This is a genomic window from Neisseria sp. P0009.S010 (assembly GCF_051958545.1).
Classification (GTDB): domain Bacteria; phylum Pseudomonadota; class Gammaproteobacteria; order Burkholderiales; family Neisseriaceae; genus Neisseria; species Neisseria subflava_A.
In genome coordinates, this window is record NZ_JBQCVH010000005.1 from 198,947 (window position 1) to 224,102 (window position 25,156).

The 25,156-nt window shown below is 49.9% G+C and carries 20 protein-coding genes and 1 other RNA gene; 7 read left to right on the plus strand and 14 right to left on the minus strand.

The annotated features are described in order from the left end of the window. Positions 1–67: 67 nt before the first annotated feature. The 4 genes from ACTHSN_RS07145 to ACTHSN_RS07160 all read right to left on the minus strand — a co-directional run bounded on the left by ACTHSN_RS07145 (position 68) and on the right by ACTHSN_RS07160 (position 4,440). Positions 68–835, minus strand: a complete 768-nt coding sequence (locus ACTHSN_RS07145; RefSeq protein ID WP_285070152.1) for an amino acid ABC transporter ATP-binding protein — start codon at positions 833–835, stop codon at positions 68–70. Positions 836–844: 9 nt separating this feature from the next. After that, the gene (locus tag ACTHSN_RS07150) at positions 845–1,561 is read right to left on the minus strand and encodes an amino acid ABC transporter permease (protein WP_285070153.1); all 717 of its coding nucleotides are present in this window, start codon (positions 1,559–1,561) and stop codon (positions 845–847) included. Further along, the gene (locus tag ACTHSN_RS07155) at positions 1,551–2,375 is read right to left on the minus strand and encodes an amino acid ABC transporter substrate-binding protein (protein WP_285070154.1); all 825 of its coding nucleotides are present in this window, start codon (positions 2,373–2,375) and stop codon (positions 1,551–1,553) included. Before ACTHSN_RS07155 ends, ACTHSN_RS07150 begins: the two co-directional genes overlap by 11 nt. Positions 2,376–2,529: 154 nt before the next feature. Further along, complete coding sequence (locus tag ACTHSN_RS07160; protein WP_285070155.1) at positions 2,530–4,440, minus strand: alpha-amylase family protein; 1,911 nt, start codon at positions 4,438–4,440, stop codon at positions 2,530–2,532. Positions 4,441–5,106: 666 nt separating this feature from the next. Here ACTHSN_RS07160 and ACTHSN_RS07165 point away from each other — a divergent pair. From ACTHSN_RS07165 to ACTHSN_RS07175, 3 genes are read left to right on the plus strand one after another with little or no spacing between them, the layout of a single operon-like run. Then, entirely contained in the window at positions 5,107–5,886 is a 780-nt protein-coding gene (locus ACTHSN_RS07165; RefSeq protein WP_049344813.1) for a (Fe-S)-binding protein, read from the plus strand. Beyond that, positions 5,883–6,584, plus strand: coding sequence for a LutC/YkgG family protein (locus tag ACTHSN_RS07170; RefSeq protein WP_070460702.1), 702 nt, complete (start codon positions 5,883–5,885; stop codon positions 6,582–6,584). The genes ACTHSN_RS07165 and ACTHSN_RS07170 overlap by 4 nt, the downstream gene beginning before the upstream one ends. Continuing rightward, entirely contained in the window at positions 6,581–8,035 is a 1,455-nt protein-coding gene (locus ACTHSN_RS07175; RefSeq protein WP_070460701.1) for a LutB/LldF family L-lactate oxidation iron-sulfur protein, read from the plus strand. The genes ACTHSN_RS07170 and ACTHSN_RS07175 overlap by 4 nt, the downstream gene beginning before the upstream one ends. 183 nt (positions 8,036–8,218) lie before the next feature. Here ACTHSN_RS07175 and ACTHSN_RS07180 read toward each other — a convergent pair whose 3' ends face one another. Continuing rightward, on the minus strand, positions 8,219–12,052 hold the full coding sequence (locus ACTHSN_RS07180) for a DUF3683 domain-containing protein (RefSeq protein ID WP_440365226.1): 3,834 nt from the start codon (positions 12,050–12,052) through the stop codon (positions 8,219–8,221). Positions 12,053–12,312: 260 nt separating this feature from the next. On the opposite strand from ACTHSN_RS07180, the gene ffs reads away from it, so the two are divergent. Then, positions 12,313–12,409, plus strand: an RNA gene (gene ffs, locus ACTHSN_RS07185) — signal recognition particle sRNA small type. A 117-nt stretch (positions 12,410–12,526) separates the two neighbouring features. Here ffs and ACTHSN_RS07190 read toward each other — a convergent pair. From ACTHSN_RS07190 to ACTHSN_RS07200, 3 genes are all read right to left on the minus strand, one after another. Then, positions 12,527–13,744: a uracil-xanthine permease family protein gene (locus tag ACTHSN_RS07190; RefSeq protein WP_003679234.1), complete on the minus strand. Its 1,218-nt coding sequence runs from the start codon at positions 13,742–13,744 to the stop codon at positions 12,527–12,529. A 167-nt stretch (positions 13,745–13,911) separates the two neighbouring features. Beyond that, on the minus strand, positions 13,912–14,223 hold the full coding sequence (locus ACTHSN_RS07195; RefSeq protein ID WP_036490806.1) for a hypothetical protein: 312 nt from the start codon (positions 14,221–14,223) through the stop codon (positions 13,912–13,914). 82 nt (positions 14,224–14,305) lie between these two features. After that, positions 14,306–15,568, minus strand: coding sequence for a multifunctional CCA addition/repair protein (locus tag ACTHSN_RS07200; RefSeq protein ID WP_070460699.1), 1,263 nt, complete (start codon positions 15,566–15,568; stop codon positions 14,306–14,308). Between the two features lie 189 nt (positions 15,569–15,757). Here ACTHSN_RS07200 and ung point away from each other — a divergent pair, with 189 nt between their 5' ends. After that, positions 15,758–16,417, plus strand: coding sequence for a uracil-DNA glycosylase (gene ung, locus ACTHSN_RS07205; RefSeq protein WP_440365227.1), 660 nt, complete (start codon positions 15,758–15,760; stop codon positions 16,415–16,417). 54 nt (positions 16,418–16,471) lie between these two features. Here the strand turns inward: ung and ACTHSN_RS07210 are convergent, their stop codons facing one another. From ACTHSN_RS07210 to ACTHSN_RS07230, 5 genes are all read right to left on the minus strand, one after another. Then, positions 16,472–17,545 (minus strand): sulfate/molybdate ABC transporter ATP-binding protein, encoded by a 1,074-nt coding sequence (locus tag ACTHSN_RS07210; RefSeq protein ID WP_440365228.1) that lies wholly within the window; start codon positions 17,543–17,545, stop codon positions 16,472–16,474. Further along, positions 17,542–18,402 carry a sulfate ABC transporter permease subunit CysW gene (gene cysW, locus ACTHSN_RS07215; protein ID WP_049328527.1) on the minus strand — a complete coding sequence of 287 codons (861 nt, stop codon included), beginning with the start codon at positions 18,400–18,402 and terminating at the stop codon, positions 17,542–17,544. The genes ACTHSN_RS07210 and cysW overlap by 4 nt, the downstream gene beginning before the upstream one ends. An 84-nt stretch (positions 18,403–18,486) precedes the next feature. Continuing rightward, positions 18,487–19,323, minus strand: a complete 837-nt coding sequence (gene cysT, locus ACTHSN_RS07220; protein ID WP_004520580.1) for a sulfate ABC transporter permease subunit CysT — start codon at positions 19,321–19,323, stop codon at positions 18,487–18,489. 160 nt (positions 19,324–19,483) lie between these two features. After that, on the minus strand, positions 19,484–19,933 hold the full coding sequence (locus ACTHSN_RS07225; RefSeq protein ID WP_296186843.1) for a DUF4124 domain-containing protein: 450 nt from the start codon (positions 19,931–19,933) through the stop codon (positions 19,484–19,486). Positions 19,934–19,945: 12 nt separating this feature from the next. Next, a complete protein-coding gene (locus tag ACTHSN_RS07230; protein ID WP_036491242.1) occupies positions 19,946–20,140 on the minus strand; it encodes a hypothetical protein in 195 nt (64 codons plus the stop codon). A 184-nt stretch (positions 20,141–20,324) separates the two neighbouring features. Between ACTHSN_RS07230 and ACTHSN_RS07235 the strand changes: the two genes are divergently transcribed. Then, a complete protein-coding gene (locus ACTHSN_RS07235) occupies positions 20,325–21,953 on the plus strand; it encodes an ABC-F family ATPase (RefSeq protein ID WP_003683571.1) in 1,629 nt (542 codons plus the stop codon). A 224-nt stretch (positions 21,954–22,177) separates the two neighbouring features. Here the strand turns inward: ACTHSN_RS07235 and ACTHSN_RS07240 are convergent, their stop codons facing one another. Then, complete coding sequence (locus ACTHSN_RS07240) at positions 22,178–23,395, minus strand: D-alanyl-D-alanine carboxypeptidase family protein (protein ID WP_107769359.1); 1,218 nt, start codon at positions 23,393–23,395, stop codon at positions 22,178–22,180. Between the two features lie 208 nt (positions 23,396–23,603). Between ACTHSN_RS07240 and ilvA the strand changes: the two genes are divergently transcribed. Further along, the gene (gene ilvA, locus ACTHSN_RS07245) at positions 23,604–25,127 is read left to right on the plus strand and encodes a threonine ammonia-lyase, biosynthetic (protein ID WP_107769358.1); all 1,524 of its coding nucleotides are present in this window, start codon (positions 23,604–23,606) and stop codon (positions 25,125–25,127) included. Positions 25,128–25,156: the final 29 nt, after the last annotated feature.

Below are 25,156 nucleotides of genomic sequence, written 5' to 3' on the forward strand. Positions count from 1 at the left end.
TTCACTTATTCAGACGGCCTTTATGAAATGACGGTTGGAAATGCTTTCAAATTGTCTGTTGTTTCAATTAAATTTGAAGATCGGCATTGTCCGCACGGATTTGGCGCAGGAATTTTTGTGTCCGCTCATGTTTGGGATGATTGAACAAATCTTGCGGGCTGCCTTGTTCGACAATAACGCCGCCGTCCATCACGACGACGGTGGTTGCCACTTCTAAGGCGAATTTGATTTCATGCGTAACGACAACCATGGTCCAGCCTTCTTGTGCCAATTCCTTCATGGTATCCAAAACATCTTGCACCAATTCAGGGTCAAGCGCGGAAGTTGGTTCGTCAAACAGCATCAGTTCAGGCTGAATCGCCAATGCTCGGGCAATGCCGACGCGTTGCTGTTGACCGCCGGAAAGCTGGTAGGGGTAGAGGTCAATCTTATCGCTCAAACCGACTTTTTCAAGCAATTTGACAGCCTCTTCACGCGCTTTCGCGACAGGCTTGCCTTGTACGGCAACCGGCCCTTCCATGACGTTTTCCAACGCAGTTTTGTGCGGAAAGAGGTTGTATTGTTGGAACACCATGCCGGATTTGCGGCGCAGTGCCAAAATATCGTGTTTGCTTGGTTTTTTGGAAAAATCGATGCTTAACGGCTGTGCATTGTCAAACTCGATCTGACCTTGTTCAGGCATTTCCAAAGCGTTTAAACAACGTAAAAACGTGGTTTTGCCTGAGCCGGAAGGGCCTAGGATAACGACCACTTGTCCTTTGCCAACATCCAAATCGATGCCGCGCAAAATGGTATTTTCGCCAAAGGTCTTATGGATATTGCGGATTTTAATCATGACAACTCCTTATTTGGCGACATAACGGTCAAAACGTTTTTCCAAACGCGCCTGAATCAAAAACAGCACTTTGCAGAAACACCAATAAACCAATGCGGCTTCGATATAAACGGGTAAAAAGTCATAAGTACGGTTTGCTGTCTCTTGGGCAACACGGAAAAGCTCTGTTACCGTTACCACTGCGGCAAGCGAGGTATTTTTGAACAAGCCGATAAACTCGTTGCTCAGAGGAGGTACGGCAACGCGGAATGCCTGTGGCGCAATAATGCGGCGGAACGTCTGCATATAGGTCATACCGATAGAGAAGCCGGCTTCCCATTGGCCTTTAGGTACGGACAAGATTGCCGCGCGTATGGTTTCGGAAGCGTATGCGCCGACATTGAGCGAGAAGCCGATGATGGCGGCAGGAATCGGGTCGATATAGATGCCGACGGAAGGTAAACCGTAGAATACGATGACCAACTGCACCAAAAGCGGCGTACCGCGAATGACGGAAATATAAAATTCCACCAGCTTCAGCAAGCATTTTTGGAAAATACCGCCGGAGGGCATGATTCTTACCAAAGCAACGGCTACGGCAATAATCATGCCGATAACGAAAGAAGCGATCGCCAAAGGCAAAGACACTGCGAAGCCGGCTTTAACCATGGGCCCAAACGCGCTGATGAGCATATCAGCGCGTGTTTCCGTCATAAACGGCAGAGAGGCAAGGAAATTATTTAACACTGATGTCTTTTCCGAAGAATTGTTCACCCAGTTTTTTCAGCGTGCCGTCGGCTTTCAGCTCAGTCATGGCTGTGCTGAATTTAGCCAATGCTTCATCATTGCCTTTATTGACAATCAAGCCGGAGCCGACTTTTTCGTCAGCCGGGGCAGACCAAACGATTTTTACACCGGCATTTGGGTTTTTCTTCAGGTAATCCAATACCGCCAATTCGTCGTTCAGGGTTGCGTCGGCACGTTTTTGTTCAATCAGGGTCAACGATTGCGCCAAACCATCAACAGCCACCAAATCTGCGCCTGCAGCTTTGGCTTTTTCGCCATAGTTACTGGTCAGGGATTGTGCAGTTTTCACGCCTTTGATGTCGTCGATGGATTTGATGTTGCTGTCTTTACGGGCAACCAATACGGCACCGCTCCAGCTATAAGGCTCGGATTTGTCAAAAGTCGCTTGACGCTCAGGGCTGGTCAGGCCGACTTGGTTGGCAACCACGTCAAAACGGCCGGCTTTCAAACCTGCCATCATGGAGTCCCATTGTGTTTCTTTAAATTCAACTTTGATGCCCAGTTTGTCGGCGACTGCGCGGGTTACTTCGACATCGTAGCCGGTCAATTTGCCGTCTTTATCGTGGTAGGTAAATGGTGCGTAAGTACCTTCCGTACCGACAGTGATGGTACCTTTGTTGTTGATGCGCTCAATCAGTGAGCCGGAGGCCGCGCCGGATTGGGCCGGAGCAGAAGAAGCTGAGTTGCTGCCTTCTCCGCCGCAAGCAGCCAAAACTACTGCAGCGATGGTACCGAGTACGAATTTTTTCAACATGGATTTTTACTCCTGACTTTAAGTGTGTCATTTGGTATTAAAGCGTGCATTCTAAGCGAAACTGCCCAAAATACAAAATACATCTTATGCCTTAAAAGGCCGTCTGAATGCTGATTTGTTCAGACGGCCTTGAATGATGTATAAAAAATTCAGCTTATGCAATTTCAAGCCACATGACTTGATAGGGTTGCAGGACCAAATCCTGATTCAGAGAAACGGTTTGACCGCTGATCAAATCGTGCGCTTTAAACGGCATGGCCTGCAGGGTGTGCGCACTGATGGTTTGCGCATGTTCGCTGAAGTTGCCGAATGCCAAAAGCGCGTTGTTGCGCATATAGCCGATGATGTGTTTGTTGTTGGTGTTGAAGGTGACCAGCCTGCCGCCATTAAAGCGCGGATTGCTTTGGCGGATGGAAATCATATGGCGCAAACCTTGGAAGATTTGACCGGCAGTGGTCGAGCTGTCATGGCGTTGGTTGTACAACTCCTCATTGTAACGAGGACGGTGTGCCCAGCGGCTGTCATCGCTCTTGTTGCTGTCTTGCGACCAGTCATCGTCATTGAGCGTACCGACTTCGTCGCCTAGGTAAATCAGCGGTAGGCCGCCAGTACTCAAAGCAATGCTGTACAAGAGTTTGATGCGGTCAACGGCATGCGGATCATTTTGAGCCAAGCCGACCAATGCTGCGGCTGTACCGCTGACACGGCAGTCGCCTGTGCTTGGGTTGTATTGGAACGGTACGCCGCGTGCGAAGCTGCCGTCGAAATGGTTGACGAAGAAGCGGTTGAGGAATTGTCGGTGGTCATAGCCGTGAATACCGAACTGCCATGCATCCTCATCGGCAAATGTCCAGCCGATGTCGTCATGGCTGCGGACGTAGTTGACCCATGCTGTGTGGTCGGGCAGGTTGTGGCGGTAGGTCAGTGCTTGATGGAGCAGGTTGACTTCGCGCGTGGCGAGGGTGTTCCACAACAATGCCATTTGCAGAGGGTTGTAGCCGATTTGGCATTCGTCTTGGCTGATGTATTGGACAACTTGGTCAGGATGGACGATGGCTTCGGATTTGAAGAATACGGCTGGCGCTGCGATACGCATTACGGAGTTAAACGCGCGAATCAGGGCGTGTGCCTGAGGCAGGTTTTCGCAACTTGTGCCCATTTGCTTCCAAATAAAGGCAACGGCATCCATGCGCAGAATATCAACACCCAGGTTGGCAAGGAACATCATTTCGCCTGCCATAGCGCGGAATACCCAAGGATTACTGTAATTCAAGTCCCATTGGAAGGAATTGAACGTTGTCCATACCCAGCGGCCGTCTTCCAATTGCGAGAAACCACCAGGATGTTGATCAGGGAAGATTTCACGCAGGGTGCGGTCGTATTGATCGGGCATCCAGCGGTCGGGGAAGATGTAATAGAAGTTGTCGTAGAGCGGATCACCGGCGGCGCAGCCTTTTGCCCATTTGTGTTCGTTGGATGTGTGGTTGAAGATGAAATCGACAACGGCGGAAATACCTGCTTCATGCAAGGCAGCAATGACATCACGCAAGTCGTCTATCGTACCCAGTGCCGGATTGACATCGCGGTAGCTGCTGACCGCATATCCGCCGTCGCTTTTGCCTTCGGGACATTTAAACAGGGGCATCAGGTGCAGATAGGTCAGGCCCAATTCTTGGAAATAAGGGATTTTGGCTTTCAAGCCTTGCAGATCACCTGCGAACAAATCGACGTAGCACACGCCGCCAACCTGTTTGTTGGACAAAATCCAGTCAGGATCATTTTCGCGCGCGATATCGATATCTTTTAAGGATGAGTTGCGTTGGGAATAGCTTTGCCATGCTTGGGCAATCAGTTGCTCCAACATGGGGAGGACGGCTTCGTTGTTGTTGTAAACGTTGTCCAGCTCGTGCATCAGTTTTGGGAAGTGTTCCTCAAGTCGTCTGTCAAACTGTTTCCAGTCTTCAGATGTCTCGATGCTTGCACGCTGTTCGGTGGTATAAATCGATAAGGTGCGTTCTTTAAGGTGATGCAAGGTCAAATCAACCTGTTGAGTCTGGGTCAACATAATGCCTACTCCGAAATTAAGGTGAAATTGTTTTGAAGCTTGGTTTCACTTCTTTTGCAAATCCATGCCGATCGTGGGCGGCTAAGACTGTAATTTTGCGTCAAGAAACTGTCTCAATGATACTGGAAGTGCTTGAGTGTGCAAAGGGTTTTCAAGGTTAGGAACGATGATTTTTCAAGTGTTTGATTTTGATTAAAAGTAGGGTTGAGTATACGGAAAGTAGCCTTTTGACGAACTTATCTTTCAGACGGCCTGAGTTTATGAGAAAAACTTTTATTTTTATCATCTTAGATATCTTTTTATTCCAATATGGCCGTCTGAAACATATGTACAGCATAGCGGATTGCTTGTTTCGTCTAAAAACGTGTCACAGAGATTAAGCTCATGATTTCTGATGTAAATCAAGATTCTATAAAGAGGCAGTGATTGTGTTTTGAAGAGGGAGGGAATGTACGAGTTTCATTTATTAAAAAATGAATCCATCAATTTCTTTATTGATAGTGGTTATTATGTAGATTATCAAGTTAATAAGGGAAAGGTGTCTGTCTGGTTTGTCATGCTTTTTTAATATTATTTTTTAAAATTAGACTTGACCCATTACAAGCAATTACTTAAAGTACCCATCTTATTTTTACACAAGAAAACGGGTTGTCCCGTTCCAAAAAAATGAGCGCAATCAAACCACCACAAATCACCGTATTCGACAGCAAGCCAACCGATGCTTATTTCTTCGGTACTTGCGTTCTTGACCTTTTCATGCCTGAAGCCGGTATGGATGCCATCACTTTAATCGAACAACAGGGTATCCGTGTCCATTATCCAATGGAGCAAAGCTGCTGCGGTCAACCGGCCTATTCGTCAGGCCATCCTAAAGAAGCCTTTGATGTTGCCAAAGCGCAACTGGATTTATTCCCTGAAAATTGGCCGATTGTCGTGCCTTCCGGTTCTTGCGGCGGCATGATGAAACACCACTGGCCGACTCTTTTCAAAGGCACCGAGTACGAGCAAAAAGCCATTGATTGCGCCAACCGTATCATTGAATTTACCCACTTCCTGCTGGCGATTGGTTACAAACCTGAAGATAAAGGCGAGCCGGTTAAAGTGGCTGTCCATACTTCCTGCGCGGCACGTCGCGAGATGAATGTCCATTTGTCAGGCTGGCAGCTGATTGACGGCATGGAAAATGTTGAACGTATCGTCCACGACCATGAAAGCGAATGCTGCGGTTTTGGCGGTACATTCTCTGTGAAACAAGCCGATATTTCCGGCGCGATGGTAACCGACAAAGTCGCAGCCTTAAAAGAAACAGGCGCAACTGAAATCATCAGCGCGGACTGCGGCTGCATGATGAATATCGGCGGCAAAATCGCTAAAGACGAACCGAATATGCCACGGCCGAAACATATTGCATCTTTCCTGTTGGAACGCACCGGAGGTAAAGCATGAGCGCGCGCGAAAATATTTTGGCGAAATTGAAAAAAGCCGATGCCTTACCGATGGAAGAGCCGCCGGTTTTCGATTATTACCGTGAAATGGGTGTTTCTTGGGCAAACGATGTCGAGCGTTTGAAACATTGGGCGGCTGCCATGCGTGCCGTCAAAACGGAAATCTATTGGGTTACTAAATCTAACTGGCCGCAAGTATTCCGCCAAGCAGCCGAAGGCAAAGGCTTGAAAAACATTCTGCTTCCCTTGGAAACAGAACATGGTCAGCTGGCTCGTGCAGCTTTGGCCGATACCAATATTGAAGTGCGTGGTTTTGAGCGAAAAATCGACGACTGGAAAAACGAATTCTTTACCGATATTGAGGCTGGTTTTAGCGGCTCTAAATGCGGTATTGCCCGTACCGGTACGATTATGCTGGAGTCCAGCCCTGTCGAGCCGCGCAGCCTGAGTTTGGTGCCGCCTGTGCATTTTTGCCTGTTTGACACCAGCAAAATGTACAACGAATTCCATAATGCTGTTGAAGGCGAAAAACTGGTAGAAAAAGGCATGCCTACCAACGTTATTTTGATTTCCGGCCCGTCTAAGACTGCCGATATTCAATTGACTTTGGCCTATGGTGCACACGGCCCGCGCGATTTAGTGGTTTTGGCCGTTCTGCCTGATCACATTTCCCCTGCCGATTTGGAGGAAAAAGCATGAGTTCCCAAACCATTAAATTCCATATGAAGCCGGAAACGTTCAAGCAAAACGCTGCGATTTCTTTGCAAGACAAGCCTCTGCGTAAAAGCTTGCGCACGGCGATGGATATGCTGATGACCAAGCGCAAAGCCGTTTTGACAGATGAAGAAGAGCTGCAAAGCCTGCGTGACTTATGTGAACATGTCCGTCAACGTTCGTTGTCCAAATTACCTGCATTATTGGAACAGCTGGAAGAAAACCTGACCAAGTTGGGCGTTAAAGTCCACTGGGCGGAAACCCCTGCCGAAGCCTGCCAAATCATTCACAACATCATTACCGATAAAAACGGCAAGCTGATGGTGAAAGGCAAATCTATGGTCAGCGAAGAGATTGAGCTGAACCATTATCTGCAAGATCAAGGCATTAAAGCGGTTGAGAGCGACTTGGGCGAGTTTATCGTTCAAATGGCCGGCGAGAAACCAACTCATATCGTGATGCCTGCCATTCACAAGACCAAAGAGCAGGTTAGCGAGCTTTTCCATCAAAACCTTGGCACTCCATTAACAGACGATGTAGACCAGCTGACCGGATTTGCGCGTAAAGCTTTGCGCGATATTTACAGCACTGCCGATGTCGGTTTGAGCGGTGTGAACTTTGCCGTCGCGGAAACAGGTACTTTGTGTCTGGTCGAAAACGAAGGTAACGGCCGCTTGAGCACCACTGTGCCGCCTGTGCACATCGCCATTACCGGTATTGAGAAAGTGGTTGCGAAACTGTCGGATGTGCCGCCTTTGTACAGCCTGTTGCCACGTTCAGCTATCGGTCAGAACATTACCACTTATTTCAATATGATTACCGGCCCACGCCGCAGCGAAGAACTGGACGGTCCGCAGGAAATGCACTTGGTTCTGCTTGATAACGGCCGTAGCCAAGCGTATGCAGAAGATCAAATGCGCCGTACCTTGCAATGTATCCGTTGCGGTGCGTGTATGAACCACTGTCCGGTTTATACCCGTATCGGTGGCGCGGCTTACGGCACGACTTATCCCGGTCCGATTGGCGAGATTATCTCTCCGCATTTGTTGGGCTTGGATGCGACACGCGATCTGCCGACTGCGTGTACCATGTGCGGCGCCTGTGTCGAAGTTTGCCCGGTACGTATTCCGATTACCGAACAAATGCAACGTCTGCGCGTTGAAGCACAACGTTCGCCAACAGAAGCCGTTCCTCATCCTATCCGTGGTCAAGGTGCATCGCATACCTTCGGTGAGCAAATGGCGTGGCGTACGTTTAACGGTATTTTCAGCGGCAGTAAGGCTTATCGAGCATTCGGTTGGGCGGCTACCAAATTCCGTGCATTGACACCGAGCAAGCAGTTAAGCTGGACCAATAACCATGTTCCGATGAAACCTGCCAAACAAACATTGCATGAGATGATGGCAGAAAGAAAACGTCAGCAAGAAAAAGCATAAGGCTTGAAAATAAAACCTGGGGGATAAAAGCCTCAGGTTTTATTTTTTATTGAATATTACTGGTGTTGAATGACTGATAGTAATTGATTTCATTAGCTTATTTTTATTTCTATTAAATAAGAGGCCGTCTGAAAATGATTTTCAGACGGCCTTTATTATAGCCCAAAGTTTTTGTCTAAGTCCTTAGAGCAACACTTTCTCCACGCCGCCGTTGTTGGCTTTTTTCACAAACTCGTCCAGCCAGTTTCCGCCGAGGATGTGTTTCGCCATTTCGATGACGATATAGTCGGCGGGCATGTCGTTGTCGTCGGCGTATCGGCTCAGTCCTTGCAGGCAGGCGGGGCAGGTGGTGAGCATTTTGATGGGTTCGCCTTGCGGCAGCTCTTTGAGGTTTTTCTCAATTTCCTCTTGTTTGCGGAACTTGACCTGAGTAGCAATGTCGGGGCGTTTGACGGCGAACATGCCGGATTCGCCGCAGCAGCGGTCGCTTAAAACGACTTTCTGCCCCATGAGGCTGCTTGCCATTTGGGTGGCGTTCATGGTTTTGATGGGCGTGTGGCAGGGGTCGTGGTAGAGGTATTGCTGACCTTTCACGCCGTTCAGTTTCACGCCTTTTTCGAGCAGGTATTCGTGGATGTCGATGATGCGGCAGCCGGGGAAGATTTCTTCAAAGCGGTATTTTTCGAGCTGGTCGTAGCAGGTACCGCAACTGACGACGACGGTTTTGATGTCGAGGTAGTTGAGGGTGTTCGCCATGCGGTGGAAGGCGACGCGGTTGTTGGTGCTCATTTCTTCGGCTTTAGCCTTATTGCCGCCTGCGTCCTGCGGATAGCCGCAACACATATAGCCGGGCGGCAGGACGGTTTGTACGCCGACGTGCCAAAGCATGGCTTGGACGGCGAGTCCGATTTGGCTGAACAAACGCTCAGAACCGCAGCCGGGAAAGTAGAACACGGCTTCGGCATCTTCAGGCGCGGCGGGGTTGCGGATGATGGGGATGCTTTTGTCGTCTTCGATGCCGAGCATGGAGCGCGGTGTTTTGGCGGGCACGCTTTTGGGCAAAGGACGGTTGATAAAGTGGATGATTTGTTCTTTGACAGGGGCGGTGCCGACCGTGGCTTTAGGTTCGGCTTTTTGCTTTTTGGTGCCAATCGGAAGAAGCTTGCCGATTTTGTAGGCAAAGTTCTGCGCAGGGAAGCCGGTCTGTATCATGGCGGCGCGAAGGGCTTTGATGGTTTTCGGGCCTGTGGCGTTCAAAAATGCCATGCCCATTGAAGCCACAGGCGCAAAGCGTTTGTGACCGGAATCGGCAAGGTAGTTGCGTACGGCTACGGTAACATCGCCGAAGTCGATATTGACAGGGCAAGGTTTAACGCAGCGGTGGCACACGGTACAGTGGTCGCCGATGTCCATCAGTTCTTCAAAATGTTTGACGGAAACGCCACGACGGGTTTGTTCTTCGTATAAGAAGGCTTCGGTCAGCAAGCCTACGCCGAGGATTTTGTTGCGGGGGCTGTACAGCAGGTTGGCACGCGGAACGTGAGTAGAGCAAACAGGTTTGCATTTTCCGCAGCGCAGGCAGTCTTTGACGGAATCGGCGATGGTGCCGAGGTCTGATTTTTCCATAATCAGCGATTCCGCCCCCAAAAGCTCGAAAGACGGCGTATAGGCGTTGCGCAGGTCCGAGCCTTTCATCAGTTTGTGACGGTTGAAGGTGTGTTTGGGATCGACTTGGTTTTTGTAGTCCCAAAACGGCTGCAAATCTTCATCGGTCAAAAATTCGAGCTTGGTGATGCCGATGCCGTGTTCGCCCGAAATCACGCCGCCGAGCGAACGGGCGATTTTCATAATGCGTTCGACCGAACGGTAGGCCGTCTGAAGCATTTCGGCATCGTCTGAGTTAACCGGAATATTGGTATGAACGTTACCGTCGCCGGCGTGCATATGCAGGGCGACGAAGACGCGGCTGCGCACGGTTTTGGCGTGGATTTTGCCCAAACCTTGAATAATTTTGGTATCGGTTTTGCCGCTGAAGATTTCAGAAAGCGGCTTCATTACGTCCGCTTTGACAGACACACGCAGGCGGAAATCGCGGAAGGCAATAAAGCAGCTTTCATTGTCTTTGGCTTCGGGCGCGGCGTGGACGGATGCGCCATAGCGAGCTTTATAGTCGGCAAGTGGCGCATCCAAGTTAGCAAGCAACCATTCCCAACGCGCTTTGACAGAGGAAACGTGGGCTAGGGCGTGTTTGCCGCGTTCACCTAACAGTTCGGCGGTTGGCAGGTCTGTTCCCATTTTGTCGATGGGGAGTTTGCCGGACAGATATTGCTCCAAGGCGGCACAGAGTTTGAGTTTGTTTTGGATGGAAAGCTCAATGTTGATGCGTTCGATGCCGTCTGAATACTCACCGAGCCTTTCGAGTGGGATTACCACGTCTTCGTTGATTTTAAAGGCGTTGGTATGTTTGGCGATGGCGGCGGTGCGGCTGCGGTCAAGCCAGAAGGTTTTGCGCGCTTCTGGAGATATGGCGATAAAGCCTTCTCCGTCACGGGCGCGGGCGAGTTCGCAGATGTGTTCGGCGGCTGCCTGCACGGCGGCTTCATCGTCGGAAACCACGTCTGCCAGCAAGACCATTTTAGGTCGGCCTTTGCCTGCCGCTTTGGTGGCATAACCGACGGCACGGACGTAACGCCAGTCTAAATGTTCCAAACCGGCCAGTCGTACGCTTTCATGGGCAAGCAAGAAGTCGCGGATTTCGACGATGGACGGCGTGGCAGTGGCGACCGTACCGAAAAACTCCATACACACGGTGCGCGTGTATTTCGGCATTTTATGCAATACGAAGGCGACGCTGGTGATGATGCCGTCTGTGCCTTCTTTCTGCACGCCGGGCAGGCCGCTTAAGAATTTGTCGGTAACGTCTTTGCCCAAACCGACTTTGCGGAATTTGTGGCCAGGGATTTCCAAGCGTTCGGTTTTAACGATATTGAGACCGTCTGAATCCAGCGTATGTACGTCAAATATGGCGGTTTCTTCATCGTGGATTTTGCCGAAATTGTGGCGCACGCGTTCGATACGCAACCATTCGCCTTGAGGGTTAACCATGTTCCAGTAGGCGAGGTTGTCCAAGGCAGTACCCCACAGCACGGCTTTTTTACCGCCTGCATTCATCGCCACATTACCGCCTACGCAAGACGCATCGGCGGAGGTCGGATCAACGGCGAACACCAAACCTGCCTGATGCGCGGTTTCTTCCACTCGTCGGGTTACCACGCCTGCGCCGCAATGGATAATCGGATGTCTGCCGTCCAAGCCTGCCAGCTCAACGTATTCGACGCCGCGATGCTTGTCGAGTTTTTCGGTATTGATGACTGCGCTGTTTGCGTCCAAAGGTACTGCGCCGCCGGTATAACCCGTACCGCCGCCGCGTGGGATAATGACCAAGTCCAACTCAATTAAGGCGCGCACCAAAGGCGCGATCTCTGCCTCGGTATCAGGATTGACGACGACAAACGGATACTCCACGCGCCAGTCGGTCGCATCAGTAACGTGCGTTACCCGCGCCAGCCCGTCGAACATAATATTGTGCGGCTTGGTGATTTTGCTTAAACGTTCCAAAATCTGATGGCGTTTTTGGATGGTTTCATCAAAACTGCTATCAAAACGTTCGACTGCTTTTTCTGCTGCGGCAACCAAGACATCCACTTGCTGATTGTCGTCGCGGCGCTTGCGGATTTCGTTTAAACGGTGGCGCATTTCCCGCACCAGCGCGGCGCGGCGTTTCGGGTGCTCCAACAAGTCATCGACCAGATACGGATTGCGCACGACCACCCAAATATCGCCCAATACTTCAAACAGCATTCGTGCCGAACGTCCTGTTTTCCGTTGACCGCGCAGGTCTTGCAGGATTTGCCACGCTTCGTCGCCCAACAGTCGGATGACGATTTCGCGGTCGGTATAAGAAGTATAGTTATAGGGAATTTCTCGAATACGCTGAGGGGCAGTAGTCGTGGTCATGGTTGTGTTCCGTTGATGGATGTAATGTTTTTATATTAAAGGCCGTCTGAAAAATGCAATTTCTTCTTGATGCCGTAAAGTGTTAATGTAGTGTAATTTTCGATATTTTTCAACGGAAAAGACGATAAACATTTCAATGGGAATGATTTGCAACTAGGTAATATTGTTTACAATCTTGTCGTGTAAATGGTTTTCAGACGGCCTGATAGATTTTATCGCTTGAGTTTTTCTGTAAAACCGCTATAATGCGTTTCTTCTATGGCGGGTCTCCCCGCATGGTAATTCGGAACACCGGGTCAGGGGCGGAAGCCAGCAGCCCACTCTGATGAGCCAGTGCCGGGGGTTCGGCTCGCCACCTTATTCAAAAATGCCGGAGATGATAAAGTCTCTGGCATTTTTCATTGTATAAAGCGTAATAAAAAGGCCGTCTGAAACCTTATTTTCAGACGGCCTTTGAGTTTATGAACCAGCTATTTATGCTTCTTCTGATTTTGTATTGGGCAAAACGCAGTTCAGGATAATGGCCAATACGGCGCACAAACCTACACCGGCGAAGCTCAAAGTACCTACTTTGATAATCATGCCGCCGATACCGGTTGTCAATACGGAGCTGACGATAACCAGATTTTTCGGCTGCATCAAATCGACTTTTGCATCAATCAATGTTTTGATGCCCAAAGAGGCGATTGTACCGAACAGCAGCAACATAATGCCGCCCATAACCGGCATAGGAATCGAAGCCAAAAACGCGTTGAATTTACCGAAAAACGCCATGAAAATCGCAAAAATTGCTGCCCAAGTCATGATGACGGGGTTGCTGTTTTTGGTAATCATCACCGCTCCGGTTACTTCACCGTAAGTGGTCACAGGAGGGCCGCCAATCAAACCGGCCACGCACACGCCCAAGCCGTCGCCGGCGAGGGTTTTGTCCAAGCCCGGGTCTTTGGTGTAGTTTTTGCCGGTCACATTACCGATGGCCATAATGCCGCCGATGTGTTCGATAGCCGGGGCAATGGCAACGGGCAACATAAACAAGGCAGCCTGCCAATTGACTTGAGGCGTTTCAAAATGAGGGACGGCAAACCAAGGAGCGTTGATGATGGCGCTGGTATCGACCAAGCCCATGATCAAAGCCAACACATAGCCTGAAGCCACGCCGATCAGAATCGGAATCAGCTTCATCATCTTGCTGCCGAAGACAGAAACAATGACGGTTACCGCAAAGGTAAAGCCGGAGAGAATCAGCGAGTCGATATAGTCGATGACCTGTTTTCCATCCGCCTGACCCATAGCCATGCTGCTGGCTGCAGCGGCTACGGACAAACCGATTACCATAATCACCGGACCGATAACCACGGGCGGCAACAGTTTGTGTACCGCATCCAGACCACGCCATCTAATTAGCGCGGCAAAGACAAAGTACATGAAACCTGCCGCAAACAGGCCGAACATGGTAGAAGGCAGGCCCCATTCGCCGATGGAATAGATAATCGGTGCAATAAAGGCAAAAGAAGAGCCGAGGAAAATCGGCACTTTACGTTTGGTAACCAATTGGAACAACAAGGTGCCCAAGCCTGCACCCAATAATGCCAAAGCCGGGTTCAGTCCCGTCAAAAGCGGCACAAGCACCATGGCACCGAATGCGACAAACAAAATCTGTGCACCGGCTACCGCCGTTTTAAGCTGGTTCATAAAAGCTCCGAAGAAAATTCAAACGGCGCAGATTATACTGATTTATCCTAGTCATGAACATTTATTTACAAAAGGCCGTCTGAACAAATGTAACGATGACACCTGTTCAGACGGCCTTGTTTGATAGTGAATGGTTAATAACTTATCAAAATCGATTAGGAAAATTCCTAACCGCGTGTTTCGCGCCAAACCAAATAATCGCGCAGGGGCGGCATGGGCGGATTGATGCAGTGGGGGCAGATGCCGGTTGTGTCTTCGTCGTCGCTGTCGATGTGGTAGGCATTGGGGTCAAAGCGCACCTGCTGCATCACGGCTTGCGCCAATGCTTGTTCCTGTACGACATCAAATTCAAATTTTTCCAAAATCTCATTCAATAGGCGGATTTCGCCGTCGCTGAAAGATTCGCTGTGTTTAACAATGAGGCGTTGATAATCTTCATTGCTGATTTTTTCGTGAAGTAAATCGGTCTGGATAGTCATGATTTTTATTGTTGAAATAAGATGGTCAAGGTGTGGATTATAGCGGATATCGTGGTGGCTGTTTCAAAGCTTGTCTATACCATCAATAGCCTCCTATTTTTTCAGCCTGATACGCTTTTTGCAGCGGCCTAATTTGCGCCAAGCGTGCATGATCGATTTGTTCGGCAATTAAATGGGCTTTTCCTTGTGTGCGGCACTCGGCGGCAATTTTGCCTGCATCTACTTGGTTGGCGGCCTCAAGTAAGGCCAGCCAGTGTTCACGTTGCGGATAGGGGGCGTCTTCAAGGTTCAGACGGCCTTGTTTGTCAGCCACGCAGACGTTTAAGGCCGTCTGAAAACGTTCGGGGCGGCGGAACGCGTCGGTTTTTTTCAAAATCTTCAAAATGGTTTTGCTTTTGAACTGCCCGACTTGATGGAGCATGATGTGCCAACGGCAGATGAGTTCGGCAAGCTCGGCACAGTGTTTGGGCGCGCGCAGGCGTTGATTGACTTCGCGGACGGGTTCGACTCCATTGACGTCGTGTCCGTAGTGTTTCGGCAGTATATCGGCCGGTGTTTTTGCCTTGCCCAAGTCGTGCAATAAGGCGGCATAGCGTTCGGCGAGGGATAGGTTCATCTCGGCGGCTCGTTGTACAACCATCAGCGTATGAATACCGCTGTCGATTTCGGGATGATAGTCGGCGCGTTGCGGTACGCCGAAAAGGGCATCGACTTCGGGCAGTAAAACTTTGAGTGCGCCGCATTCGCGCAAAACTTCAATCATTCGGCGCGGATTTTTTTCCATCAAGCCTTTGGCCAATTCCTGCCAGACGCGTTCGGCAACCAAGGCATCCGCTTCGCCGTTTTCTACCATTTGCCGCATCAGCGACATGGTTTCATCGGCAATTTGAAAACCATAACGCGCGGCAAAACGGGCGATACGCAAAATCCGCACGGGGTCTTCGGCAAAGGCAGGCGAAACGTGGCGCAGGATGCCGGCCGCCAAGTCTTGTTGTCCGCCAAAGGGATCGATGATTGTGCCGTCTGAATCTTGCGCCATGGCATTGATGGTCAGGTCGCGGCGCATCAGGTCTTGTTCCAGCGTAACGTCTTTATCGGCATGAAAGCTGAATCCGGCATAACCTTTGGCGGTTTTGCGCTCGGTACGGGCGAGGGCGTATTCTTCGTGGCTGTCTGGATGGAGAAAGACGGGAAAATCCTTGCCGACAGGTTGATAGCCTTGAGCCAGCATGGTTTGCGCATCTGCACCGACGACTACCCAGTCGCGGTCCTTGACGGGCAGGCCTAACAGATGGTCGCGGACAGCGCCGCCGACAAGATAGGTTTTGATGGTTTGTGTATTCATATAAAAATCGAACGATATAAAAAGGCCGTCTGAAAAGCCGTATTGGGTTTTCAGACGGCCTGATTCAGAACGCTATTATGACGCTTTAGGCTTGTTGCTGTCGATAAGATTCAGTCCGGCGGCAACAAACCATATCGTTATGCGGCATATCCTTTATAATAAGTCCATTCAAATACGGAGCGGTAAACAATGCAGACTTGGCACGAGGCAATTGGTGCGGAAAAAGAAAAGGCGTATTTTCAAATGATTTTGGAGAAGGTACGCCATGAAAGGCAGGCGGGGATAACCGTTTATCCGCCTGAACGTGACGTATTCAATGCCTTTCGGACGACTGAATTCGGAAATGTAAAAGTAGTGATTTTGGGGCAAGACCCGTATCACGGCGCGGGGCAGGCGCATGGTTTGGCGTTTTCCGTGCAACCTGAAATCGCGGTGCCGCCGTCGCTGATCAATATTTATAAAGAGTTGGCGACGGATGTTGAGGGCTTTCAGATTCCGCAACACGGCTATTTGCAGCATTGGGCGGAACAGGGCGTGTTGCTGTTGAATACGGTGTTGACTGTCCGCGCCGGTGTGGCGCATTCCCATGCGACCTTCGGTTGGGAAGCATTTACCGATGAAGTCATCCGACAATTGGATAAGGAGCGCGAGCATTTGGTCTTTATGCTGTGGGGCAGCCATGCGCAGAAGAAAGGCGCGTTTATCGACCGCAACCGTCATTTGGTGCTGACCGCGCCGCATCCTTCGCCTTTATCGGCGTATCGCGGCTTCTTCGGCTGCAAACATTTTTCGCAGGCAAACGCTTATTTGCAGGCACATGGTTTAGAGCCGATTGATTGGCAGGTTTAAATAAGCTGAAAGGCCGTCTGAAAGCAGATTTTCAGACGGCCTTATGATTTGGTCTCAAATCGAATATTCAATCAGCTCGTTTTGAGAAAAGACATAAACCTGTTTCGGAATCAGGTTCAATTCTTTTCCTTCGGCGATTTGGTAACGCGCGGCATCGCTGCCTGCCAGCGTGATATGCACGTCTTGTTTGTCGTGTTTCACCAGAATATGCGTCAATGCGCCGACGGCGTGGATTTTTTCGATTTTGGCACGAATCATCGGCGTTTCGTTTTCGGCGGCAAGCTGCCATTCGTGCGGGCGGATATAGCCGATGGCGGTTTGTTCCTGCCATTTGTATTGTGCGTCCAATTTCCATTCGAAACCGTGGTAATGCCAAATGCCTTTTTCGATGCGTCCTTCAAATGCATCGGTTTCGCCGAGGAACTCGGTAACAAAGGCGTTTTCGGGTTTGCGGTAAATGGCTTCGGCGCTGCCGGTTTGTTCGATTTGGCCGTGGTTCATGACGACGATTTCGTCGGAAACTTCGAGGGCTTCTTCTTGGTCGTGCGTCACCAGAATGCTGGTTACGCCTAAGTTGTGATGAATGTCGCGCAGCCAGGTGCGTAATTCTTTGCGCACTTTGGCATCCAGCGCACCGAAGGGTTCGTCCAAAAGCAGGAGTTTGGGTTCGACCGCAAGTGCACGGGCGAGGGCAATGCGTTGGCGTTGGCCGCCGGAGAGTTGGTGCGGATAGGATTTTGCCAAATGCGAGAGCTGTACGAGTTTGAGCAATTCTTCGACTTTGGCGCGGATTTGTTCTTTGGACGGCCGTTCGGACTTGGGCAATACGGTCAAACCGAAAGCAACGTTGTCAAACACGTTCATGTGGCGGAAAAGGGCGTAGTGTTGGAATACAAAACCGACTTTGCGCTCGCGCACATGCTTGGCAGTTACGTCTTGCCCGTCAAAGAGAATTTGGCCGCCATCAGCGTTTTCCAGTCCGGCGATAATGCGCAGGAGCGTGGTTTTGCCGCAGCCGGATGGGCCGAGCAGGGAAACGAGTTTGCCGGTGGGGACATTGAGGTTGATGTTTTTCAGCGCATGGAAATTGCCGAAGTGTTTGTTTAAGTTTTGAATAGTGATGCTCATGCTGCGTTCCTTTCGGCGGCGGCGAGTTTTTTATCTTGTAATTTGGTAATGATGTTTTGCACCAGCAAGGTGGCCAAGGCTAAAAGTGCCAATACGCCGGAGAGGGCGAATGCGCCGGTGAAGTTGTATTCGTTGTAGAAGATTTCGACCAAAAGCGGGATGGTGTTGGTTTCGCCGCGTATGTGCCCCGATACCACGCTGACTGCGCCAAACTCGCCCATCGCGCGGGCGTTGGTAAGAATGATGCCGTAGAGCAGCGCCCATTTGATGTTGGGTAGGGTAACGCGCCAAAACATCTGCCAGCCGCTTGCGCCGAGTATCAGGGCTGCCTGTTCTTCACTGTCGCCCTGTGCCTGCATTAACGGAATGATTTCGCGCGCAACAAAGGGGAAGGTAACGAACAAGGTTGCCAAAATAATGCCGGGAATGGCGAAGATAATCTGTATGCCTTGCGCTTCGAGCCAGCCGCCCAACGCCGTGTGCGCGCCGAACAATAAGACGAACATCAAACCGGCCACCACAGGCGATACGGAAAACGGCAAATCGAGCAGGGTAGTCAGCAACTGCTTGCCGCGAAAGTCAAAACGAGTCAGCAGCCACGCCATCGCCACGCCCAAGACGGCATTGACGGGGACGACAATCAGCGCGGTAATCAGCGTTAATTTGATGGCAGACCATGCCTCGGGATCGGTCAGAGATTGCAGGTACAAATCCCAACCGCCTTTTAAGGCTTCGTAGAATACGGCAACCAAAGGCACGACCAGCATCAGCAGCAGAAAGCCCAAGGCAGTAGCGGTCAGCAATACGCGCAGCCAACGCGGTTCGCTCAAATTTGGATTGGTGGAATGGGTTTTCATGGTAGGGTAGTCTCGATTTATTCTTGTATCTGTTTGGGCCGTCTGAAAAATGTTTGCTTAATGTTTCAGACGGCCTGTTGTTTGTTAAACCCTCGCTCCGGCGCGGCGGCTTAAAGTCCATTGCATAATGTTTAAAATCAGCAGAATGACAAACGAAATCATCAGCATAAACAGAGCAACGGCAGACGCGCCCTGAGCATCGTATTGCTCCAGCTTGCCGGTAATAATCAAGGGCAGGATTTCAGACACCATCGGAATATTGCCCGCGATAAAGATGACCGAGCCGTATTCGCCGGTAGAGCGGGCAAACATCATGCCTGCACCGGTCAGAAGTGCCGGCGTGATTTCAGGCAAAAGGACGCGGCGGAACGTAGTCCAACGGCTTGCGCCCAAAGTTGCCGCCGCTTCTTCATATTCGCCCGACAATTCTTCCAATACCGGCTGCACGGCGCGGACGATAAAGGGCAGGCTGACGACAATCAGCGCAATCCAGATGCCGGTAGGTGTAAAGGCGATTTTGATACCCAAAGGCTCGAAAAAACGGCCTATCCAGCCATTTGGGGCGTATAGGGTTGCCAACGCAATGCCTGTTACCGCCGTCGGCAGCGCAAACGGCAAATCGACTAAAGCGTTTACCAATCCTTTGCCCGGAAATTCATAGCGCACCAATACCCAGGCAACCAATGTACCGAACACGATATTGGTCAACATCGCATAAAACGACATCCGCAAGCTCAGCCAGACGGCCGCCAAGACATTGGGTTCGGTAATCGTGTTCCAAAATCCGCTCCAGCCGATTTCTGCCGCTTTGGCCGCCATCATCGCAAACGGCAAAACCACCAAAAGCGACAGGCACAAAACCGTCAAACCCAGGCTGAGCTTGAAACCCGGCAATACAGAAGGCGTTTTGAGTAACAACATAATGGCAACCGTCAGAATTTAATACACGCTTACTTTAACAAGGCCGTCTGAAAACTGGAAATAATGCTTTGTTTGGTATAAAGACGATTTTGTTATATTGAAAAGCTGAAAAGGCCGTCTGAACATCAAATTTCAGACGGCCTTGCTGGTGTGGTAAGCATCAATAGGCAACAGGATCTTGGGATGCAGGCTGGCGTTGCGCCGCATCATAGTTTTCCTGAGCCGAGCGGACGGCTTTTTCCAAACCGTTGATCCGTTCGAGATAGCGGGCATAGTTGCGTTCATTGCCATAACGCACTTTTTTGCCTTCTTCCAAATTTTTCTTAGCGGTATCTAAAGCACGCTTGGCCGCGCCAACATCAGCCGGATTGACCGGGGCGACAGTGTCTTCCGCCTGCTCGGTTTTGCTTGGGGAAGTCGGCGTTGTTGGTGTTGAAACAGGCGCAGAAGTATAGACGGACGGTTTGCCGATATTGCTGGCTTTGCAGTTTTTGCCGCCGGCTTGGGTATAGACTTTGCGGCCGGCAGAATCGGTACATTCAAAAATAGGCGCGGCGGAAACCGCAGTTGTCAAAGCGAGCAGTAATGTGCAGATCCAAAGTTTGTTCATTTTTATTTTTCCTTAAAACCATTTCCACCAAACAAACAAAGCTGCAATCATGATGATGTTGGCGAATAGGATGGGTTTCCATTGCCTGGGTGCGCGCCGCAATTCAGCGCCTGAGCGCGTGCGGCGGATATAGAAAAACGGGCTGAGCAGCATGGAAGCGGCACATACCAAAATAATCACGGCGTAATAGATTTTGTGCGTTTCCATATCGTTTCTCCGATTCAGACGGCCTGAAATGCTGACTGCAACGCATTTTCTCGTGAAGCGTTGTCTGTTTTTATCTTGCATCGAAATTGGGCATATTTGCCATGCCTCAATCCTGAGGTCTTTGCAAAAATATGCTACAATCGCGTCCGATTATAACATTCTATTTATAAAGGTTTTACGAATAATGATTTCTACCAACGGCATCACCATGCAGTTCGGCGCAAAGCCGCTGTTTGAAAACGTATCCGTCAAATTCGGCGAAGGCAACCGTTACGGCTTGATCGGCGCCAACGGCTCAGGCAAATCCACCTTCATGAAAATCCTCGGCGGCGATTTGGAACAGACTGCCGGCGAAGTCGCGATTGAAAACGGCGTGCGTTTGGGTAAATTGCGCCAAGACCAGTTTGCCTACGAAGACATGCGCGTGCTGGACGTGGTGATGATGGGTCATACCGAAATGTGGGCGGCGATGACCGAGCGTGATGCAATTTACGCCAACCCCGAAGCTACCGAAGACGACTACATGAAAGCCGCCGAACTGGAAGCCAAGTTCGCCGAATACGACGGCTACACCGCCGAAGCGCGTGCTGCCGAGTTGTTGAGCGGCGTGGGCATTTCCGAAGATTTGCACAATGCGACCATGGCAGAAGTTGCCCCAGGCTTCAAACTGCGCGTATTGCTGGCGCAAGCCCTGTTCTCCAAACCAGATGTATTGCTCTTGGACGAACCGACCAATAACTTGGACATTAATACCATCCGTTGGTTGGAAGGCGTGTTGAACCAATACGACTCCACCATGATCATCATCTCGCACGACCGTCACTTTTTGAACGAAGTCTGCACACACATGGCGGATTTGGACTACAACACCATCACCATCTATCCGGGCAACTACGACGACTACATGCTCGCTTCTGCCCAATCGCGTGAGCGCGCCCTGAAAGACAACGCCAAAGCCAAAGAGAAACTGCAAGAGCTGCAAGAGTTCGTTGCACGCTTCTCTGCCAACAAATCCAAAGCCCGTCAGGCAACCAGTCGTCTGAAGCAGGCAGACAAAATCAAATCGGAGATGGTAGAAGTCAAACCTTCTACCCGTCAAAACCCGTATATCCGTTTTGAAGCCGACGAAAAAGCCAAGTTGCACCGTCAGGCTGTAGAAGTTGAAAAACTGGCTAAACGTTTTGAAACCCAGTTATTTAAAAACCTGAACTTCATCCTTGAAGCAGGTCAGCGTCTCGCCATCATCGGCCCGAACGGCGCAGGTAAATCTACCTTGCTGAAACTCTTGGCAGGCGCGTACAACCCCGAATATTCAGACGGCCTGCTGCCGGACGAAGGCACCATCAAATGGGCGGAAAAAGCCAGTGTCGGCTACTACCCGCAAGACCATGAAAACGACTTCGACGTCGATATGGACCTGAGCGAATGGATGCGCCAATGGGGTCAGGAAGGCGATGACGAACAAGTCATCCGCGGCACTTTGGGCCGCTTGCTCTTCGGCAGCAACGATGTCGTGAAAAAAGTGAAGGTTCTCTCCGGTGGCGAAAAAGGCCGTATGCTGTACGGCAAACTGTTGCTGTTGAAACCCAATGTTTTGGTCATGGACGAACCGACCAACCACATGGACATGGAAAGTATCGAATCCTTGAACATGGCGCTGGAAAAATACAACGGCACGCTGATTTTCGTATCGCATGACCGTCAGTTTGTATCTTCATTGGCTACCCAAATCATCGAATTGGATGGCAAAGGCGGATATGAACACTACTTGGGCGATTACGAAAGCTATCTGGAGAAAAAAGGCTTAGTTTAAGCTCATACTGATGAGCTATTAAGGTATTGAAATGCCGTCTGAAAACCGTTGTGTTTTCAGACGGCATTTTTTGAAGCGTTTCATATTGGCAATCACTGAAACTGCTAAGATTAAAATGAATAAATTTCTTGTTAGGAATTTTTATTAAAGCCATAAAACAGATATACAAAAGGCCGTTTGAAATATTTCAGACGGCCTTTATGTATGTTTTCATAGCAAGAGGATTAACTGAATAAACCTTTAAACCACAACACAATCGCGTCCCACATACGGCGCAACCAGCTGCCTTCTTCAACACCGGTTAGGGCAACGACGTCTTTTTCGGCAATGATTTTGCCGTCTTTCATGACTTTCAGTTTGCCCAATACTTGGCCTTTTTCAATCGGGGCGAGGACGGGCTGAAGCGTTTCTAAAATAGGTTTGACGTTTTTGCCGGTATCGTGGGGAATGGTAATGTAAACATCGTCCAAGAAACCGATATCTACGGCTTTGGTACTGCCTTTGTAAACTTTGACTTGGGAAATCACTTCTCCGCCGTTGTAAAGTTTAGGCGTATCAAATGCCTGCAATGACCAGTTGAGCAGTTTGCTGCTTTCGCTGGCGCGCGCTTCGGTGGATTCGGCACCGGCAAGGATGGAAACAATACGGCGGTTGTTGCGTTTGCTGGAAGCGGCGAGATGGTAGCCTGCGCCTTCGCTATAGCCGGTTTTCAAACCATCGATACTGCTGTCGCGATAGAGCAGGAGGTTGCGGTTGGGCTGTTCGATATTATTGTATTTGAAAGATTTGTTTGCAAACAAAGGATAGTATTTCGGATAGTCATTGATCAGCGCGGCTGCCAAAATGGCCAAGTCGCCAACGGTTGAAACATGGCCGTTAGAAGAAATACCGGTCGGGTTGTTGAAGTGGGTATGCTTCATGCCCAAGCGTTTGGCTTCTTCGTTCATTTGTTTGACAAATTCGTCGATAGAGTCGTTGCCAATGGCTTCGGCAAGGGTAATGGCGGCATCGTTGGCCGACTGGATGGTTGTACCCTTAATCAAATCGCTGACACTGACAGGAACTTTCGGATCAAGGAACATGCGTGAACCTTCGACTTTCCAGCCGACGTTTGAAACTGTCAGCATCTGATCTGCTTGAAGCGTACCGTTTTCCAGTGCTTTAAAGGCAAGGTAGGCGGTCATCATTTGCGTCAACGCGGCAGGCTCGATAGGCGTGTCGGCATTGTTGGATGCCAAGGTTTGCTTGCTGTGCAGGTCGGTAACAATATAGGCAGTCGCCGCAATTTCCGGCGGCGTTGTCGGGCTGTTGATACTGTGCAGCAGTGGCTGCGTTTGAGCCTCGCTTTGTACGGCAGGTGCGGATGCAACCGGGTCTGCCGCAAGGGCTGGAGTATTCAGGAGGGCAGCAAAAATTAAGCTAAGTAGCGTTTTTTTCATCATTATTTATGGATTTGAATATGAGTGGACACTGTTTCTTTCAAAGTAAACAGTTTGGCATATTAAATAGATATTAAGCGGACATTATACCGTCTCATTTAGGCTTTGCTAAGATTTTTCTTGCCTTCAGACGGCCTCAGGGGTATGGTTTTAACTTTTTCCTCCGGTCGATTTGACCGAATTGCAATTTATTTCCGAACACTAAAATACCATGAACCATTCCCTTCCTCTTTCTGATTATCTAACCCGTATTTTGACCGCTTCCGTTTATGATGTGGCCGTAGAAACGCCCTTGGATTTGGCGCGCAGTCTGTCAGGCCGTCTGAACAATCAGGTTTTGCTCAAACGTGAAGATTTGCAGCCGGTGTTTTCGTTCAAAATTCGCGGCGCGTACAACAAAATGGCGAAGCTGCCTAAAGAAGCCTTGGATTGTGGCGTGATTGCAGCAAGCGCGGGCAACCATGCACAGGGTGTGGCTTTGTCGGCTCAATATTTGGGTTGCCGCGCCGTCATCGTGATGCCGGAGACTACGCCGAAAATCAAAATTGATGCAGTAAAGAGCCGTGGCGGTGAAGTGGTATTGAAAGGTGTGTCTTACAACGATGCCTATGATTATGCGATGGAGTTGGCAGAAAAGGAAAAACTGACCTATATCGCGCCATTTGATGATCCTGATGTGATTGCAGGTCAGGGCACTGTCGGCATGGAAATCCTCCGTCAACACCGCAATATCAATGCTATTTTTGTGCCGATTGGCGGCGGCGGTTTGGCAGCAGGCGTAGCGGCGTTTATCAAACAGGTTTGTCCTGAAATTAAAGTCATTGGCGTGCAAACCAATGATTCTTGCTGTATGAAACAATCGGTCGAAGCAGGGGAAATCGTACATTTGAAAGATGTCGGCCTGTTTTCAGACGGCACGGCGGTTAAAGTGGTGGGCGAGGAAACCTTCCGCCTGTGTAAAGAACTGTTGGACGAAATTATTACGGTCAATACGGATATGTTGTGCGGCGCAATTAAAGATATTTTTGACGATACGCGCAGCATTACCGAACCTGCAGGCGCATTGGCGCTTGCCGGCCTGAAGGCTTACGTTGCGAAAAACAATATTCAAGGTCAAAACCTGGTTGCCGTCACCAGTGGCGCTAACATGAACTTCCACCGCCTGCGCCATGTTTCTGAACGCAGTGAGCTGGGCGAGGGCAACGAAGGTATTTTTGCCGTTACCATTCCTGAAGAAAAAGGCAGCTTCCTCAAGTTTATCAACGTCTTGGGTAGTCGGAATATTACTGAGTTCAACTATCGCTACGGCAGCGATAAAAATGCTCATATTTTTGTCGGCTTGCAAACTGCCGGTGCGCAAGACTTGGCCGTCATCAGCAAACAACTGGCTGACGCAGGCTTACCGAATGTCGATTTGACCAATGATGAAATCGCCAAAATCCATATCCGTTACATGGTCGGCGGACGTACGGAAAAAGTATCCAGCGAACGCTTGGTCAGCTTTGAATTTCCGGAGCGCCCCGGCGCATTGTCCCGTTTCTTGAACCATATGCGTGCTGAATGGAATATTACTTTGTTCCATTATCGCAATCATGGTGCGGACTACGGCCGTATTTTGGTCGGTATCGATGTACCTGAAAGCGACAATGAAGCCTTTACCGACTTCTTGGAGAGCTTGGGTTATGTTTATAAAGAAGAAACCGATAATCCGGCTTATAAACTTTTCTTAGCTTAATCAGTAAGATAAAAGGCCGTCTGAAATTT

Bases quoted from the DNA above. Each gene is read 5' to 3' on its own strand.
- ACTHSN_RS07145 (WP_285070152.1), bottom strand. From the start codon at position 835: ATGATTAAAATCCGCAATATCCATAAGACCTTTGGCGAAAATACCATT.
- ACTHSN_RS07155 (WP_285070154.1), bottom strand. From the start codon at position 2,375: ATGTTGAAAAAATTCGTACTCGGTACCATCGCTGCAGTAGTTTTGGCT.
- ACTHSN_RS07160 (WP_285070155.1), bottom strand. From the start codon at position 4,440: ATGTTGACCCAGACTCAACAGGTTGATTTGACCTTGCATCACCTTAAA.
- ACTHSN_RS07165 (WP_049344813.1), top strand. From the start codon at position 5,107: ATGAGCGCAATCAAACCACCACAAATCACCGTATTCGACAGCAAGCCA.
- ACTHSN_RS07170 (WP_070460702.1), top strand. From the start codon at position 5,883: ATGAGCGCGCGCGAAAATATTTTGGCGAAATTGAAAAAAGCCGATGCC.
- ACTHSN_RS07175 (WP_070460701.1), top strand. From the start codon at position 6,581: ATGAGTTCCCAAACCATTAAATTCCATATGAAGCCGGAAACGTTCAAG.
- ACTHSN_RS07180 (WP_440365226.1), bottom strand. From the start codon at position 12,052: ATGACCACGACTACTGCCCCTCAGCGTATTCGAGAAATTCCCTATAAC.
- ACTHSN_RS07190 (WP_003679234.1), bottom strand. From the start codon at position 13,744: ATGAACCAGCTTAAAACGGCGGTAGCCGGTGCACAGATTTTGTTTGTC.
- ACTHSN_RS07195 (WP_036490806.1), bottom strand. From the start codon at position 14,223: ATGACTATCCAGACCGATTTACTTCACGAAAAAATCAGCAATGAAGAT.
- ACTHSN_RS07200 (WP_070460699.1), bottom strand. From the start codon at position 15,568: ATGAATACACAAACCATCAAAACCTATCTTGTCGGCGGCGCTGTCCGC.
- ung (WP_440365227.1), top strand. From the start codon at position 15,758: ATGCAGACTTGGCACGAGGCAATTGGTGCGGAAAAAGAAAAGGCGTAT.
- ACTHSN_RS07210 (WP_440365228.1), bottom strand. From the start codon at position 17,545: ATGAGCATCACTATTCAAAACTTAAACAAACACTTCGGCAATTTCCAT.
- cysW (WP_049328527.1), bottom strand. From the start codon at position 18,402: ATGAAAACCCATTCCACCAATCCAAATTTGAGCGAACCGCGTTGGCTG.
- cysT (WP_004520580.1), bottom strand. From the start codon at position 19,323: ATGTTGTTACTCAAAACGCCTTCTGTATTGCCGGGTTTCAAGCTCAGC.
- ACTHSN_RS07225 (WP_296186843.1), bottom strand. From the start codon at position 19,933: ATGAACAAACTTTGGATCTGCACATTACTGCTCGCTTTGACAACTGCG.
- ACTHSN_RS07230 (WP_036491242.1), bottom strand. From the start codon at position 20,140: ATGGAAACGCACAAAATCTATTACGCCGTGATTATTTTGGTATGTGCC.
- ACTHSN_RS07235 (WP_003683571.1), top strand. From the start codon at position 20,325: ATGATTTCTACCAACGGCATCACCATGCAGTTCGGCGCAAAGCCGCTG.
- ACTHSN_RS07240 (WP_107769359.1), bottom strand. From the start codon at position 23,395: ATGATGAAAAAAACGCTACTTAGCTTAATTTTTGCTGCCCTCCTGAAT.
- ilvA (WP_107769358.1), top strand. From the start codon at position 23,604: ATGAACCATTCCCTTCCTCTTTCTGATTATCTAACCCGTATTTTGACC.